This window comes from Pseudomonas sp. GW823-FHT01D03, assembly GCF_058798255.1.
Genome location: NZ_JBXAKK010000001.1, coordinates 5,248,230 through 5,262,591, shown reverse-complemented (window position 1 = coordinate 5,262,591; position 14,362 = coordinate 5,248,230). Strand labels below are relative to the sequence as shown.

Annotated in this window: 16 protein-coding genes; 7 read left to right on the top strand and 9 right to left on the bottom strand. The window is 60.2% G+C overall.

All coding sequences use genetic code 11. The features are described from left to right. Window positions 1–18: 18 nt before the first annotated feature. Entirely contained in the window at window positions 19–696 is a 678-nt protein-coding gene (locus tag AC1RBR_RS23300; RefSeq protein ID WP_115986800.1) for a TetR/AcrR family transcriptional regulator, read from the top strand. Between the two features lie 117 nt (window positions 697–813). Here AC1RBR_RS23300 and AC1RBR_RS23295 read toward each other — a convergent pair whose 3' ends face one another. The 4 genes from AC1RBR_RS23295 to AC1RBR_RS23280 all read right to left on the bottom strand — a co-directional run bounded on the left by AC1RBR_RS23295 (window position 814) and on the right by AC1RBR_RS23280 (window position 4,684). After that, complete coding sequence (locus tag AC1RBR_RS23295) at window positions 814–1,668, bottom strand: shikimate dehydrogenase (RefSeq protein ID WP_492566764.1); 855 nt, start codon at window positions 1,666–1,668, stop codon at window positions 814–816. After that, window positions 1,665–2,114 carry a type II 3-dehydroquinate dehydratase gene (gene aroQ / locus AC1RBR_RS23290; protein WP_025108744.1) on the bottom strand — a complete coding sequence of 150 codons (450 nt, stop codon included), beginning with the start codon at window positions 2,112–2,114 and terminating at the stop codon, window positions 1,665–1,667. Before aroQ ends, AC1RBR_RS23295 begins: the two co-directional genes overlap by 4 nt. A 198-nt stretch (window positions 2,115–2,312) precedes the next feature. Further along, window positions 2,313–3,392, bottom strand: coding sequence for a tRNA (uridine(54)-C5)-methyltransferase TrmA (gene trmA / locus AC1RBR_RS23285; RefSeq protein WP_095139271.1), 1,080 nt, complete (start codon window positions 3,390–3,392; stop codon window positions 2,313–2,315). Continuing rightward, a complete protein-coding gene (locus AC1RBR_RS23280; protein WP_007963748.1) occupies window positions 3,389–4,684 on the bottom strand; it encodes an NCS2 family permease in 1,296 nt (431 codons plus the stop codon). The genes trmA and AC1RBR_RS23280 overlap by 4 nt, the downstream gene beginning before the upstream one ends. Before the next feature lie 224 nt (window positions 4,685–4,908). Between AC1RBR_RS23280 and AC1RBR_RS23275 the strand changes: the two genes are divergently transcribed. Further along, window positions 4,909–5,358, top strand: a complete 450-nt coding sequence (locus tag AC1RBR_RS23275; protein WP_492566761.1) for a DUF4879 domain-containing protein — start codon at window positions 4,909–4,911, stop codon at window positions 5,356–5,358. Window positions 5,359–5,424: 66 nt separating this feature from the next. Then, window positions 5,425–5,976 (top strand): DJ-1 family glyoxalase III, encoded by a 552-nt coding sequence (locus tag AC1RBR_RS23270; RefSeq protein ID WP_492566760.1) that lies wholly within the window; start codon window positions 5,425–5,427, stop codon window positions 5,974–5,976. A gap of 5 nt (window positions 5,977–5,981) precedes the next feature. Here AC1RBR_RS23270 and AC1RBR_RS23265 read toward each other — a convergent pair whose 3' ends face one another. The 3 genes from AC1RBR_RS23265 to AC1RBR_RS23255 all read right to left on the bottom strand — a co-directional run bounded on the left by AC1RBR_RS23265 (window position 5,982) and on the right by AC1RBR_RS23255 (window position 7,901). Then, window positions 5,982–6,269 (bottom strand): HigA family addiction module antitoxin, encoded by a 288-nt coding sequence (locus AC1RBR_RS23265; RefSeq protein ID WP_108183866.1) that lies wholly within the window; start codon window positions 6,267–6,269, stop codon window positions 5,982–5,984. Between the two features lie 14 nt (window positions 6,270–6,283). Continuing rightward, a complete protein-coding gene (locus AC1RBR_RS23260) occupies window positions 6,284–6,562 on the bottom strand; it encodes a type II toxin-antitoxin system RelE/ParE family toxin (RefSeq protein ID WP_492567270.1) in 279 nt (92 codons plus the stop codon). Window positions 6,563–6,662: 100 nt separating this feature from the next. Beyond that, window positions 6,663–7,901 carry an MFS transporter gene (locus tag AC1RBR_RS23255; protein WP_007963751.1) on the bottom strand — a complete coding sequence of 413 codons (1,239 nt, stop codon included), beginning with the start codon at window positions 7,899–7,901 and terminating at the stop codon, window positions 6,663–6,665. Window positions 7,902–8,447: 546 nt separating this feature from the next. On the opposite strand from AC1RBR_RS23255, the gene AC1RBR_RS23250 reads away from it, so the two are divergent. The 3 genes from AC1RBR_RS23250 (at window position 8,448) to AC1RBR_RS23240 (ending at window position 11,155) form a co-directional block, all read left to right on the top strand. Beyond that, window positions 8,448–9,893, top strand: a complete 1,446-nt coding sequence (locus tag AC1RBR_RS23250) for a cytochrome ubiquinol oxidase subunit I (protein WP_492566758.1) — start codon at window positions 8,448–8,450, stop codon at window positions 9,891–9,893. Between the two features lie 3 nt (window positions 9,894–9,896). Then, entirely contained in the window at window positions 9,897–10,904 is a 1,008-nt protein-coding gene (gene cydB, locus AC1RBR_RS23245; protein ID WP_047602597.1) for a cytochrome d ubiquinol oxidase subunit II, read from the top strand. An 83-nt stretch (window positions 10,905–10,987) separates the two neighbouring features. Next, window positions 10,988–11,155 (top strand): DUF2474 domain-containing protein, encoded by a 168-nt coding sequence (locus AC1RBR_RS23240; RefSeq protein WP_095139274.1) that lies wholly within the window; start codon window positions 10,988–10,990, stop codon window positions 11,153–11,155. Between the two features lie 74 nt (window positions 11,156–11,229). On the opposite strand, the gene AC1RBR_RS23235 is transcribed toward AC1RBR_RS23240, so the two are convergent. Further along, window positions 11,230–12,354: a methyltransferase gene (locus tag AC1RBR_RS23235; protein ID WP_492566756.1), complete on the bottom strand. Its 1,125-nt coding sequence runs from the start codon at window positions 12,352–12,354 to the stop codon at window positions 11,230–11,232. 151 nt (window positions 12,355–12,505) lie between these two features. Continuing rightward, a complete protein-coding gene (locus AC1RBR_RS23230; protein WP_492566754.1) occupies window positions 12,506–13,234 on the bottom strand; it encodes an autoinducer binding domain-containing protein in 729 nt (242 codons plus the stop codon). 330 nt (window positions 13,235–13,564) lie between these two features. Between AC1RBR_RS23230 and AC1RBR_RS23225 the strand changes: the two genes are divergently transcribed. Beyond that, a complete protein-coding gene (locus AC1RBR_RS23225; protein WP_492566752.1) occupies window positions 13,565–14,341 on the top strand; it encodes a ferredoxin--NADP reductase in 777 nt (258 codons plus the stop codon). Window positions 14,342–14,362 lie beyond the last annotated feature (21 nt).

Genomic DNA, 14,362 nt, shown 5'->3' with positions numbered 1-14,362 from the left:
GATGGCCGTGAGCCCGCAATGACAATGACTTCAGAACTCCCCGCAGCCCCCGTCGCATCTGGCATCGAGCCGCGCAAGAGTCGCAAGAACAACCCGGAAAAGACCCGCGAGAATATCCTGCAGGAGGCGATCGTCGAGTTCGTCCAGCAGGGTTTGTCGGGTGCTCGCGTCGATGCGATCGCCGAGCGTATCCATACCTCCAAACGCATGATCTATTACTACTTCGGCAGTAAGGAGCAGCTGTACGTCGAAGTGCTGGAGAAGCTTTACGGCGACATCCGCACCACCGAAAACCGCCTGCACCTGGCCGAGTTGCCGCCGGTGGTGGCGATCCGCCGACTGGTGGAGTTCACCTTTGATCACCACGACCGCAACGTCGATTTCGTGCGCATTGTCTGTATCGAAAATATCCACAACGCCGAGTTCGTGAAGCGTTCGGACACGATCAAGGCGATGAACAATACGATCCTCGATTCACTGGGCGAGATTTTGCGTCGCGGTGCCGAGGAGGGTGTGTTCCGCGCCGGGCTGGACGCGCTGGATGTGCACTTGCTGATCAGTTCGTTCTGTTTCTACCGCGTCTCGAACCGCCATACGTTCGGTGAGATTTTTCAGATCGACCTGCCGGACGAAAGCATCAAGCAGCGTCATCGCGAGATGATCTGCGAGTCGGTGTTGCGCTACTTGCAGCCGTGACACCTACCCATTGTGGGAGCGGGCTTGCTCGCGAAGGCGGCGTGTCAGCCTATACATCTGGCGCCTGACACACCGCTTTCGCGAGCAAGCCCGCTCCCACAGGTTCCATATTGAGCTTCAGCCATTCATGCTTTGAAAATGCGCGAGCATGCGCTGCGCATCCGGCACCACGTCGCTGAACAACTCAAACGCCTTCACCGCTTGAAACACTGCCATGTTGCCGCCGTCCAGCGTGCGGCAACCGAGGGCGCGGGCGTTGCGCAGCAGTTCGGTTTCCAGCGGGAAGTAAACGATCTCCGCGACCCACAACTCCTTGCGCAGCAGCTCCACTGGCACTGGCATCCCCGGCAGTTTGGCCATGCCCATCGGCGTGGTGTTCACCAGACCATCGGCCTGGTTCAGCGAGCCCGGCAGATCGCGCCCGGCGAACGCTCGGCCTGAGCCGAAATGCTGGTTGAGGTTGTTCGCCAGGCTCTCGGCACGCTCGCGGTCGACATCGAAAATGCTCAGTTGCTGTACGCCTTCGCTCAACAGCGCGTGGGCCACTGCCGCTCCCGCACCGCCGGCGCCCATCTGGACTACACGCTGACGGGCGACATCCTGCAAGCCGCGACGAAAACCTTCGGCAAAACCCAGGCAATCAGTGTTGTGGCCGATGCGTTTGCCGTCCTTGAGCACCACGGTGTTGACCGCGCCGATGCCGCGGGCTTCCGGCGACAGCTCATCGAGCAGCGGGATGATCGCCTGCTTGCACGGGAAAGTGATGTTCAGGCCGGTGTAGTTCATCCGCTCGGCCGCCTGCAGCAAGTCGGGCAGGGCGTTGCTGTCCAGATGCAACTGATCGAGGTCGATCAGCCGATACAGGTAACGCAGGCCTTGGGCATCGCCTTCGTGTTCATGCAGTGCCGGCGTGCGCGAGGCCTGAATGCCGGCGCCGATCAGGCCAGCCAGTATTACCGGTTTACGGGTCATGCTGCGCGCCCCTTCAGTCGCTGACTGAAATGTTCCAGGGCCAGACGATAGCCATGACTGCCGAAGCCGCACATCACTGCCGTGGCGATGGCCGAGACGAACGAGTGATGGCGGAACGGCTCACGCGCATGCACGTTGGACAGGTGCACTTCGATCACCGGCAACTCACTGGCCACCAGCGCGTCGCGGATCGCCACCGAGGTGTGCGTCCACGCCGCCGGGTTGATCACGATCCCGGCGCAACGACCGCGTGCCGCGTGAATCCAGTCGAGCAATTCGCCTTCGTGATTGGTCTGGCGAAACTCCACGGCCAGGCCGAATTCTTCGGCGGCGCGGCCGCACAGAGCAGAAATATCAGCCAGTGTTTCGTGACCGTAGGTTGCCGGTTCACGGGTGCCGAGCAGGTTCAGGTTCGGGCCGTTGAGCACCAGAACGATAGGGGGCATGGGGGCAAACTCCACTTATTGTTTTTGGCTTTGGCCGAGTGTTTCAGCCTGTGGAGGTAAAATGTACCAGATGGTTACCATGGTCAATTGAACGGCGTTGCGTCCGACGTTTTATGTTCGGTGATCGCACAGATCAAGAAACTGCACCCACAAAAAAGCCGTCAATCACGACGGCTTTTTTGTATTGGGCATTCGCCATCAACGCCGAGTCAGCAACACCCCGGACTCCATGTGATGCGTCCACGGGAACTGGTCGAACATCGCGCAGCGGGTGATGCGGTGCGTGTCGTGCAGTTGGGCGATGTTGGCCGCGAGGGTTTCCGGGTTGCAGGAGATGTACAGGATGTTGTCGAAGCGCCGGGTCAGCTCGCAGGTGTCCGGGTCCATGCCGGCGCGCGGCGGGTCGACGAACACGCTGCCGAACTCGTAGCTCTTCAGGTCGATGCCTTGCAGGCGACGGAACGGGCGCACTTCGTTCAGCGCTTCGGTCAGCTCTTCGGCGGACAGGCGCACCAGCGTGACGTTATCCACAGCGTTTTCGCTGAGGTTGCTCAGTGCCGCGTTGACCGAGGTCTTGCTGATTTCGGTGGCCAGCACTTTGCGCACGCGGGTGGCGAGCGGCAGGGTGAAGTTGCCGTTGCCGCAGTACAGCTCCAGCAGGTCGTCAGTGCGATCACCCAATGCTTCATATGCCCAGTTGAGCATTTTCTGGTTCACCGTGCCGTTGGGCTGGGTGAACGCGCCTTCCGGCTGACGGTAGCTGAAAGTGCGACCGCCAACGTCGAGTTTCTCCACCACGTAATCGTGGCCGATGACTTCGCGCTTGCCCTTGGAACGCCCGATGACGCTGACGTTGAGATCAGCCGCCAACTTCGACGCGGCCGCATGCCAGTGCTCGTCCAGCGGACGGTGATAACACAGGGTGATCATCGCATCGCCGGCCAGGGTGGTCAGGAACTCCACCTGGAACAGCTTGTGGCTCAGCGCCGAGCTGGCCTGCCATGCCGCCTTGAGCTGCGGCATCAACTGGTTGATGCGCAGGCTGGCAATCGGAAACTCTTCGATCAGGATCGGCGTGCGTTTGTCGTCCTGGGAGAACATCGCGTAGTGCCGCTCACCGGCCTCGCGCCACAGGCGAAATTCCGCGCGCAGGCGGAAGTTCTGCAGGGGCGAATCGAACACGGTCGGCTCTGGTGCATCGAACGGGGCCAGCAGGTCACGCAAACGCGTGACCTTGTCTTCGAGCTGAGTGGCGTAGGCCTGGGAATCGAAAGTCATGCGTTGAACCAACCCAACTTGATCACGAACAGAATCGACAGGATCACCAGCGCCGGGTTCAGCTCACGGGCGCGGCCCGACAGCAGCTTGATCACGGTCCAGGAGATGAAACCGAAAGCGATGCCGTTGGCGATCGAGTAAGTGAACGGCATCGCCAGCGCGGTGACCACGACCGGTGCGGCAACGGTGATGTCTTCCCAGTCTATTTCCGCCAGGCCGGAAGTCATCAGCACGGCGACGAACAGCAACGCCGGTGCGGTGGCGAAGGCTGGCACGCTGGCCGCCAGTGGCGAGAAGAACAGCGCCAACAGGAACAGGATCGCCACGACGATCGCCGTCAGACCGGTCCGCCCGCCAGCGCTCACGCCGGCAGCGGATTCGATGTAGCTGGTGGTGGTCGAAGTACCCAGCAGCGAGCCGGCCATCGCCGCGGTGCTGTCGGCGATCAGTGCCCGGCCCATTTTCGGCATGTGGCCGTCCTTGCCCATCAGGCCGGCGCGTTTGGCGACGCCGATCAGGGTGCCGGAGTTGTCGAACAGGTCGACGAACAGGAAGGCGAAAATCACGCTGACCAGACCGATGTCCAGCGCGCCCTTGATGTCCAGTTGCATGAAGGTCGGGGCCAGCGAAGGTGGCATCGAGGTCACGCCGCCGAACGGGGTGAAGCCCATGGCGATGGAAATGATGGTCACTGCCAGAATGCCGATCAGCACTGCGCCGCGCACTTTCAGCGCTTCGAGGGCGACGATCAGGGCGAAGCCGAGGGTGGCGAGAATCGGCGCCGGGGCTTTCAGGTCACCGAGGCCGACCATGGTCGCCGGGTTGCTGACCACGATGCCCGCGTTGTGCAGGGCGATCAGCGCCAGGAACAGGCCGATACCGGCGGCAATCGCCGAGCGCAGCGGCAGCGGGATGCTGTTGATGATCCATTCGCGGATGCGGAAGATCGACAGCAGGAAGAAGCACACCGCCGAGATGAACACCGCGCCCAGCGCCACTTGCCAGGTGTGGCCCATGTGCAAGACCACGGTGTAAGTGAAGAAGGCGTTCAGGCCCATGCCCGGAGCAAGCGCGATCGGGTAGTTGGCGATCAGGCCCATGATGGTCGAGCCGATGGCGGCTGCCAGACAGGTGGCGACGAACACCGCGCCCTTGTCCATGCCGGTCTCGCCGAGAATGCTCGGGTTGACGAACAGAATGTAGGCCATGGCCAGGAAGGTCGTGACGCCCGCCAGAATCTCGGTACGCACGTTGGTGTTGTGTGCCTTGAGTTGAAACAGCCTTTCCAGCATGTCTGCTCCCCGTGGCGCGCGCGGCGCCGTGAATGTATCGACCTCAACAGCAAAGCACAGACCGTCGCAAGCGCCTGGGATTTTGTGGTGGGCCGGAAAAAGCCGCGCATCATACCAGCAGCGTGAGGAATATGGCGGTTGTTGGTGCCGAACGTCGTCGAAGTTTTGCCACAAGGCCAACTGCGCCATACTGCGCGCTGAATTTTTCGGGGAAACGCGATCACATGGACAAGCGCTGGATGAAGGCTTTCTGGGTAATGGCAGGGCTGATGGCCGGGTCGACGGCGGCGCTGGCAGCCTCCGCACCACCGTTGACGCAGGTGAAAGTGATCAAGGTTCAGTCGCCCGCCTGCGGGCTGGAAGACATCGGTGACGGACAGACCCAGACTCAATGCAATCACGCCGGGCCGAGCATCAAGGTGTACGTACTGGAAGTCGGCTATGGCCAGAACCAGCCACACGCCACGCTGGACGGCTTTGAAGTCAACGGCACCCGGGCGCCGGTGTGCGCTTTTGATAACGGCAATCTGACCGAGTGCACGCCCGGCAGCAACACCGTCGGCTCACTGTATACCTTTGATCTGGCGGGCAAGCAGGAAGGCACCTTCACCTTCAGTAACACCTCGATCAACGCGCCACGCAACACGATGTCGACCCAGCTTTACATCAAGTAACGGCGGTCATCGAACAGGCAGGGCAAAGCTGACTACGCTTTAAAGATCACTCAGCGGATGGCGCCCATGACCTTTAGAGCCCTGATTACCCTCGCCGAGGGCATCGATGATCTGCAAAGCGTAACCCTGATCGACGTGCTGCGCCGCGCCGGCGTTGAAGTCGTGGCGGCCAGTATCGAGGGCCGGCGCATGCTGACCTGCGCCCGCGGCACACGCCTGACGGCGGACGGCATGTTGATTGATGTGCTGGCGCAGACCTTCGATCTGATTGTCCTGCCCGGTGGTGCCATCGGCGCCCAGCACCTCGCGGCGCATCAGCCGTTGCAACAATTGCTCAAGGACCAGGCGAGCGCGGGTCGCCTGTTCGCCGCCATCGCCGAAGCCCCGGCCATCGCCCTGCAAGCCTCCGGCGTATTACGCCAACGACGCATGACCTGCCTGCCGAGTGCCAGCCATCAATTGTCAGGCTGTACGTTTGTTGATCACCCGGTGGTGGTCGACGGCAACTGCATCACCGCCCAAGGCTCCGGTGGCGCACTGGCGTTTGCCCTGACGCTGGTGGAGCAGCTTGGTGGCAAGGCATTGCGGGCGAAATTGGGGGGGGAGATGTTGGTTTGATGGCTTCAGGCGTGGGCAGCGATAGGCGTAATGGCTGGTTGCTCCCGATGCTCTGCTTGCCACAGATCGTAATCGGTTTGAACGCCTAGCCACACACGCGCCTTGCCAATGCCTGCTCGCTCCAGCCGTACCGCCAGATCCGGGCTGATCGGTGCATGGCCGTGCAATACGCGGGAAAGGTGAGGGCGGGCGAAGCCCAGATGTCTGGCCAACTCACTCACGCTGATGCCTAACTCTGGCAAGACATCCATGAGCAGAGTTTCACCGGGATGTGGCGGGTTGTGCATGGGCATGAGCCTGCCTCCTGTCAGTGGTAGTCCAGATAATCGACCAATTCGATGTCCGAACCGACAAAACGAAAGATAACCCGCCAGTTGCCTGAAACACTGAGCGGCCAGTATTCGGACAGTTCACCCTTCAGTGGATGCAGACGCCAACCCGGCAAATCAAGATCTGCGGGAAGTGCTGCGCGGTCCATGAATTGCAGCATGCGCGCCAGTCGTTTTGCGTGATCGGCGCGAATTCCGCGGGTCGAACCTGTTTCATAGAAGCCACGAAGGCCTTTGTGCTGAAAGGATTTGATCATGGCGGCGAGTGTAAGGCGATACATTACACTCTGTGCGGTATCTATGTACCGCACCTTTTCGATCAATTTGTGCTTGGCCTTTTGATTTCGCTGATGTGCCTCAGACCTTCGCCTCTTCCACCGGCACATGCATCCGGTCGCGGTTGGCCAGGGTCGGGAACAGTTTGATCCAGGTCCCGGTGACCACCAGCGTGCCGATTCCGCCCATCACCACAGCCGGGACAGTGCCGAACCAGTGCGCGGTGAGGCCGGATTCGAATTCGCCCAGCTGGTTCGAGGCGCCGATGAACAGGCCGTTCACCGCGCTGACCCGGCCACGCATTTCGTCCGGGGTTTCCAGTTGAACGAAGGACGCGCGGATCACCATGCTGATCATGTCCGCCGCGCCGAGCACCACCAGCACCGCCAGCGAGAACCAGAACGAGGTCGACAGGCCGAAGGCGATGGTTGCCACGCCGAATACGCCGACCGCCGTGAACATCACCCGACCGACGTTGCGCTCGACGGCAAATCGCGCGAGGAACAGCGACATCCCCAGTGCGCCGACCGCCGGTGCCGAACGCAGCAGACCCAGGCCCCACGGCCCGGTGAGCAGGATGTCCTTGGCGAACACCGGCAGCAACGCCGTAGCGCCACCTAGTAACACCGCGAACAGATCCAGCGAAATCGCCCCGAGAATATCCGGGCGGCTGCGAATGAAGCGGATGCCCGCCAGCAAAGAATCCAGGGTGGCTTTGCCTTTGTTCAGCGGCGTTTGTCGGGCGGGCAGGTTGAGCATCAAGGTGCAGGCGATGACGTAGAGCAGGACCGTCGGGCCATAGACCCAGACGCTGCCGAACGCGTAAAGCAAGCCACCGAGGGCCGGGGCGACAATGGTGGCTGACTGTTGAGCCGATTGCGCTGCAGCGACCGCCCGTGGAAACAGGGCGCTGGGCACGATGCTCGGCAGCAGCGCCTGGGTCGTCGGCATTTCGAAGGAGCGCGCCGCACCGAGCAGGAAGGCGAGGATAAAGATCATTTCCCGGGTGACGTGGTCGGTCGCACTGCCGATGGCCAGCGCCAGGGCGATCAACGCCTGCAACGACTGACAGATCGCAGCGACACGGCGTCGGTCATAACGGTCAGCGACATGCCCGGTGTGCAGCATGAACAGCACCCGTGGCGCGAACTCGACCAGGCCGACCAGGCCCAGGTCGAGCACGTTGCCGGTCAACTGGTACAGATTCCAGCCGATCGCCACCGTGAGCATCTGAAAGCCACTGGCGGTGAAAATCCGGGCGAACCAGAACGCGAGAAACGGACGATGGTGACGTAACAGCAGGGGCTCTTGGCTGGGCATCTGAAGGCAGGTCTGGCTCGAAGGGGAACGGCGAGATTATCACCAGTCTGTAACAGGAAGTTGCTATGACAGAAAATTTAGTTAGCCAGACATCGATTATCCGGATACCCCGTTCTCTGTAGCGAGGGAGCTTGCTCCCGCCGGGTCGCGAAGCGGCCCCGACCCAGCACAATCCTGCTTTCAGGCAAACGCTGGAAAACCTTTTTACGCCTGCTGCGCAGCCGAGCGGGAGCAAGCTCCCTCGCCACGGAGGGTTTCCTGGCTCTGGGACATCTGTTTCAGAGCATTGCCCAGGCAATGAGGCAACTTGTCACGCGGCAAACGACCACGCCGTTCTTCGTCGGAAATGGGACTACTCTTTTAACGTTGCTTGATCCAGATCAAGACCCTCCCGGGCCGTGCTCTGGTGGCCCGTTGGCCAGACTCCCTGCGTTGCGATGGCTGTTAAAAAAGAACGAATCAGAATTCGCCGCACTCCATATCCGTGGGGGCAGTAGGCAGGGGCCACAAGCCCCGATGCCGGTATTACCTGACAGAGGAAGACTTATGTTCGGTTTAGAGGCACTCGATCTCGCCCGAATTCAGTTCGCGTTCACCATCTCGTTCCACATCCTGTTCCCGGCCATCACCATTGGTCTGGCGAGTTACCTGGCGGTGCTTGAAGGGTTGTGGTTGAAAACCCATAACGACACTTACCGGGATCTTTACCACTTCTGGTCGAAGATCTTTGCCGTCAACTTCGGCATGGGTGTGGTCTCCGGTCTGGTCATGGCCTACCAGTTCGGCACCAACTGGAGCCGTTTTTCGGACTTCGCCGGTTCCGTCACCGGGCCGTTGCTGACCTACGAGGTGCTCACGGCATTCTTTCTCGAGGCCGGTTTCCTCGGGGTGATGCTGTTCGGCTGGAACAAAGTCGGACGCAAACTGCACTTCTTCTCCACGGTGATGGTGGCGATCGGCACGCTGATCTCGACATTCTGGATTCTCGCTTCCAACAGCTGGATGCAGACGCCGCAAGGCTTCGAGATCGTCAACGGTCAAGTGATCCCGACCGACTGGCTGGCGATCATCTTCAACCCGTCGTTCCCGTATCGCCTGATGCACATGGCGACCGCTGCGTTCGTCGCCACGGCCTTCTTCGTCGGTTCGTCGGCGGCCTGGCACCTGCTGCGCGGCAAGGACAACCCGGCGATCCGCACCATGCTGTCGATGGCAATGTGGATGGCGCTGATCGTGGCGCCGATCCAGGCGGTCATTGGCGACTTCCATGGCCTCAATACGCTTGAGCACCAGCCAGCGAAAATCGCTGCGATCGAAGGCCACTGGGAAAACAATGGCAACGAAGCGACGCCGTTGATCCTGTTCGGCTGGCCGGACATGAAGGAAGAGAAAACCAAGTTCGCCGTGGAGATCCCGTACCTCGGCAGCCTGATCCTGACTCACTCGCTGGACAAGCAAGTGCCGGCGCTCAAGGAGTTCCCGCCTGAAGACCGGCCGAATTCGACCATCGTGTTCTGGTCGTTCCGGATCATGGTCGGTCTCGGCTTCCTGATGATCTTCACCGGTCTGTGGAGCCTGTGGCTGCGCAAGCGCGATTCGCTCTACACCTCGCGGCCGTTCCTGTATCTGGCGTTGTGGATGGGGCCGTCCGGCCTGATCGCGATCCTCGCTGGCTGGTTCACCACTGAAATCGGTCGGCAGCCGTGGGTGGTCTACGGGCTGATGCGCACGGCGGACGCTTCGTCCAATCACAGCTTCATGCAGATGAGCATCACCCTGATCATGTTCGTCGTGGTGTATTTCGCGCTGTTCGGTGCGGGCCTTGGTTACATGATGCGCCTGGTGCGCAAAGGGCCGAAGATCAGCGAGGGCACAGAAACGCCAGACGGCGGTCCAGGCAAGAAACGCACACCGGCCCGTCCGTTGTCCGCTGCCGACGATTCGGCCGATGCCGATCACGGCGACGACGTTCGCCTGACCAAGGAGATTTGAATCATGGGTATTGATCTTCCGCTGATCTGGGCCGTGATCATCATCTTCGGCATCATGATGTACGTGGTCATGGACGGCTTCGATCTGGGGATCGGGATTCTCTTCCCGTTCATTCCCGGCAAGACCGACCGTGATGTGATGATGAACACCGTTGCCCCGGTATGGGACGGCAATGAAACCTGGCTGGTACTGGGCGGCGCGGCGTTGTTCGGCGCGTTCCCGCTGGCCTATTCGGTGGTGCTGTCGGCGCTGTACCTGCCGTTGATCTTCATGCTGATCGGCCTGATTTTCCGCGGCGTGGCGTTCGAGTTCCGCTTCAAGGCCAAGGACGACAAGCGTCACCTGTGGGACAAGGCGTTCATCGGCGGCTCGGTGGCGGCGACGTTCTTCCAGGGCGTGGCACTCGGGGCCTTCATCGACGGTTTGCCGGTGGTCAATCGGCAATACGCCGGCGGTTCACTGGACTGGCTGACACCGTTCACCCTGTTCTGCGGTGCCGCGCTGGTGGTTGCCTATGCCTTGCTCGGCTGCACCTGGCTGATCATGAAGACCGAAGGCAAGTTGCAGGAACAGATGCACAACCTGGCACGGCCGCTGGCGTTCGTGCTGCTGGCGGTGATCGGCATCGTCAGTCTGTGGACGCCGCTGTCTCACCCCGAGATCGCGACACGCTGGTTCAGCATGCCGAATCTGTTCTGGTTCATGCCGGTGCCGATTCTGGTGCTGGTGACACTGTACGGGCTGATCCGCGCGGTGGCGCGCAATGCCAACTACATGCCGTTTTTGCTGACCCTGGTGCTGATTTTCCTCGGCTACAGCGGCCTGGGCATCAGCCTGTGGCCGAATATCGTGCCGCCGTCGATCTCAATCTGGGACGCCGCCGCACCGCCGCAGAGCCAGGGCTTCATGCTGGTCGGTACGCTGTTCATCATCCCGTTCATCCTGGGTTACACCTTCTGGAGCTACTACGTGTTCCGCGGCAAGGTCACCCATGAAGACGGTTACCACTGATCTGCGGCTCTGCTCACCCTGAGGGAGCAAACCTGCTCGCGGTGGCGTCCTCAGCGACGTCACCGCCCAAGAGGAACGATGCAATGAACGGCAAACATTCCCTGCGCGAAATTGAAGAAGCCGAAAAAAAGCCGTTGTGGCAGCGGCTCGGCTGGTTGGCCCTGATCTGGATCGGTAGCGTCGGCGCGCTGTTCATTGCCGCCAGCCTGATGCGCCTGTTCATGAACGCGGCCGGCCTGACCACGCACTGAAACATCCCGTCCCGTTGCCCTTGGCACGGTTTTATGACCCTCTGTACCGCGGAGGGTTTTTTTTGCCTGATGCTTTACTTGCGGGCTTTGAGAATCACGAATTTCGGTGTGGCTGCCACTTGCTCGACGCCACGGAACAGCCGCGCCAGCTTGCTGTGATAACCCAGGTGCCGGTTGCCGACGATATACAACGCACCGCCGACCACCAGCGCCTCGCGGGCCTGCTGGAACATGCGCCAGGCGAGGAAATCGCCGACCACCTGTTGTTGATGGAACGGCGGATTGCACAGCACCACGTCCAGCGATTGCGGTTCCTGTCCGGCCAGACCATCGCCGGCGCGCACGAGCACTTCGCGCTCGCCCAGCGCGGCGCGCCAGTTCTCGGCGGCCGATTGCACGGCCATGAACGATTCGTCGACCAGCGTGTAATGCGCATCAGGGTTGTGCAGGGCGCTGGCGATGGCCAGTACGCCGTTACCGCAGCCGAGGTCGGCGACGCGGGCGCTGCCGAGGTTCCTGGGCAGGTGCGGGAGAAAGGCCCGGGTGCCGATGTCCAGACCTTCACGGCAGAACACGTTGGCGTGGTTGAGCAATTCGATGGCTGGCTCGTCAAGCTGATAGCGCGAAGGGTAGGGCGAGGTTGCCGGGACTTTGGACTCAGGCGTTGCGATCAACAGGCGAGCTTTCTTCACCGCCAGTGACGCCTGTACCGGACCGATGTAACGCTCCAGCAGATCGCCGGCAGCGCGCGGCAGGTGCTTGACCATGGCCGCAGCTACCACTTCAGCGCTGGGTGCCAGTTGCCCTTGCAGGCGAATCAGTTGTTCTTCCAGCAGCGCGAGCGTCTTGGGGACGCGGATCAGCACCTTGTCGAACGGCCCGACCAACGGCTCACTCGCCGCAATGCCGCGCACGGCATCGAACGGCAGGCCGTTACGCACCAGATTCTTTTCCAGGCCCTGGAACGCCAGATACGAATCGCCGCTGCTGATGACCTGAACCTTGCCCGCCAGACTCGTAGCCAAAGCCCCGAAGCTGTCGTTGAGTACCAGTACCCGGGTGTCTGCCGTCGGTTGCTGCGCAGCCAGATGATTGAGCAGGTATTCGTCAGCCGCATCGAACGCTTGCAGAGGTTCATTCTGCTGCTCGGGCTGGCGGATCAGGTCGAGTTGGGCAAAGGGCGTTTCGAGCAAGGGCATGGTACGGGAACTCTGGTTGATCAACGGGTGGCCCGCGGCCCAGGGTGTCGCGCAGCGGAACCGTCCGAGTGAAATACAACGTCAAGGTTCACGTCATCACTCAGGAAGGTCGCAAATGGTACGTTTTTTTCCGTTGAAATACTCGCAGCTTTTAGCGCGCAGGCATGTCGAGAAGGCCGCAACTCTTGGCGGCAATGACCGCAGAAATCTTGTTGCAGACGTTGAGTTTGAGAATCACGTTTTGCACGTGGTAATTCACGGTCCGCTCGCTCAGGCAGAGGATCCTGGCAATCTCATAGGCCGTCTTGCCGAGCGCCGAGAGCTTGAGCACTTCCAGTTCTCGCGGTGAAAGGCGCGGGGGCGCGGGCTTTTTGGCCGGTTTGGGCAAGGTTTTGGCGAACAGGTCACTGAGGTGGCTGGTCGCGTAAAACATATAGCCAAAATGCTCGTACAACTCGAGCGGACTTAATGGACCGTTTTTCCTCGCAAGGCTCAGGGTGCTGCACAGCCCGCTCTCTTCATGGTGGAACGACTGTGACCAACCGTGTCGCAATCCATGTTTCTGTTGCGCGTCCCACAGCGACAGGCTTTGGGAAAACACGTTTTCAGTCCAGACAATCGGCAGCATTGAATGACTGCAGTGTGCTATTACCGGGTCGATTTTACTGTAGTTTTGCCTTTCATAAAGTTGATTCCACTCCCTCGGATAGTTATTGATTTGCAAGGCTTTGAAGTCAGCGTTCCGATTGTTTGATGTCATTGAGATGGCACAAAAATTGAAGCCAATATTTTGAGCGAATCGCAGCAAGATCGGATAAGCGGTCTCTATTTCTCTTGCGAAAGTCAGTTGCTTTAATTGCGACTCCTTCCACATTTCCATCACTCACTCTCCATGAGTCGTCCGTAGGGTGCTTGTCTGGATCCAATCGGATCCTGCACGCAACCGAGTGTAGGACAGGTCTTACAGATAACGTTGAATTTTTTTGCTCTTGGAGGGGGCGGTTAGTTGCTGGAAAGGTTATTAGTCATCAGTAACGCGTTGTATTTAACCTGTCATTCAATGGCGCTTTGAATAACGCTGTATTAACGGCATTTGCGTTTACTTCTCATTTTTTTCGCGCTGTCTGAATGGTAAATCACTACAAAAACAGTGGTGTTTATGCTCCGGGTTTGCGCGAGACTGTCAGGGTCTTATCTGTGGAGTGCCCCCATGACAGTCAGCGCAGAGAAATTTACTGCCCAGACCTTGCTCGACGTGCAGCCCTTGACCCCCAGCCTGTTTACCCTGCGCACCACGCGCGATACGGGTTTCAGGTTTCGCGCAGGACAATTCGCGCGTCTGGGAGTGACCAAGGCTGATGGCAGCACGGTCTGGCGTGCCTACTCGATGGTCTCTTCACCCTTCGACGAGTTTCTCGAGTTCTTCTCCATCGTGGTGCCGGGTGGCGAATTCACCAGTGAGCTGAGCCGGTTGCAGATCGGCGATACCCTGCTGGTGGAGCGCCAGGCCTTTGGTTACCTGACGCTGGATCGGTTTGTCGACGGCCGGGATTTGTGGCTGTTATCCACCGGGACCGGGCTTGCGCCGTTTCTGTCGATTCTGCAGGACTTCGAAGTGTGGGAGCGTTTTGAGCGGATCATTCTGGTGTACAGCGTGCGTGAGGCGCGGGAACTGGCCTATCAGCCTTTGATTGCAGAACTGTCCAGGCGTGATTACTTGGCTGAACATGCGCATAAACTGCGGTTTATCCCCACGGTTACCCGCGAACAATTGCCGGACGCCTTGCACGGTCGCATCACCACGATGATTGAAAACGGCGAGCTGGAACGTGAAGCTGGCGTTGAACTGACCCCCGAGCACTCGCGCGTCATGCTCTGCGGCAATCCGCAGATGATCGACGACACTCGAGCGCTGCTGAAGAAACGCCATATGAGCCTGAGCCTGACGCGGCGGCCGGGGCAGGTGGCGGTGGAAAACTACTGGTAAAAAAACGGCGCCATCAGGCGC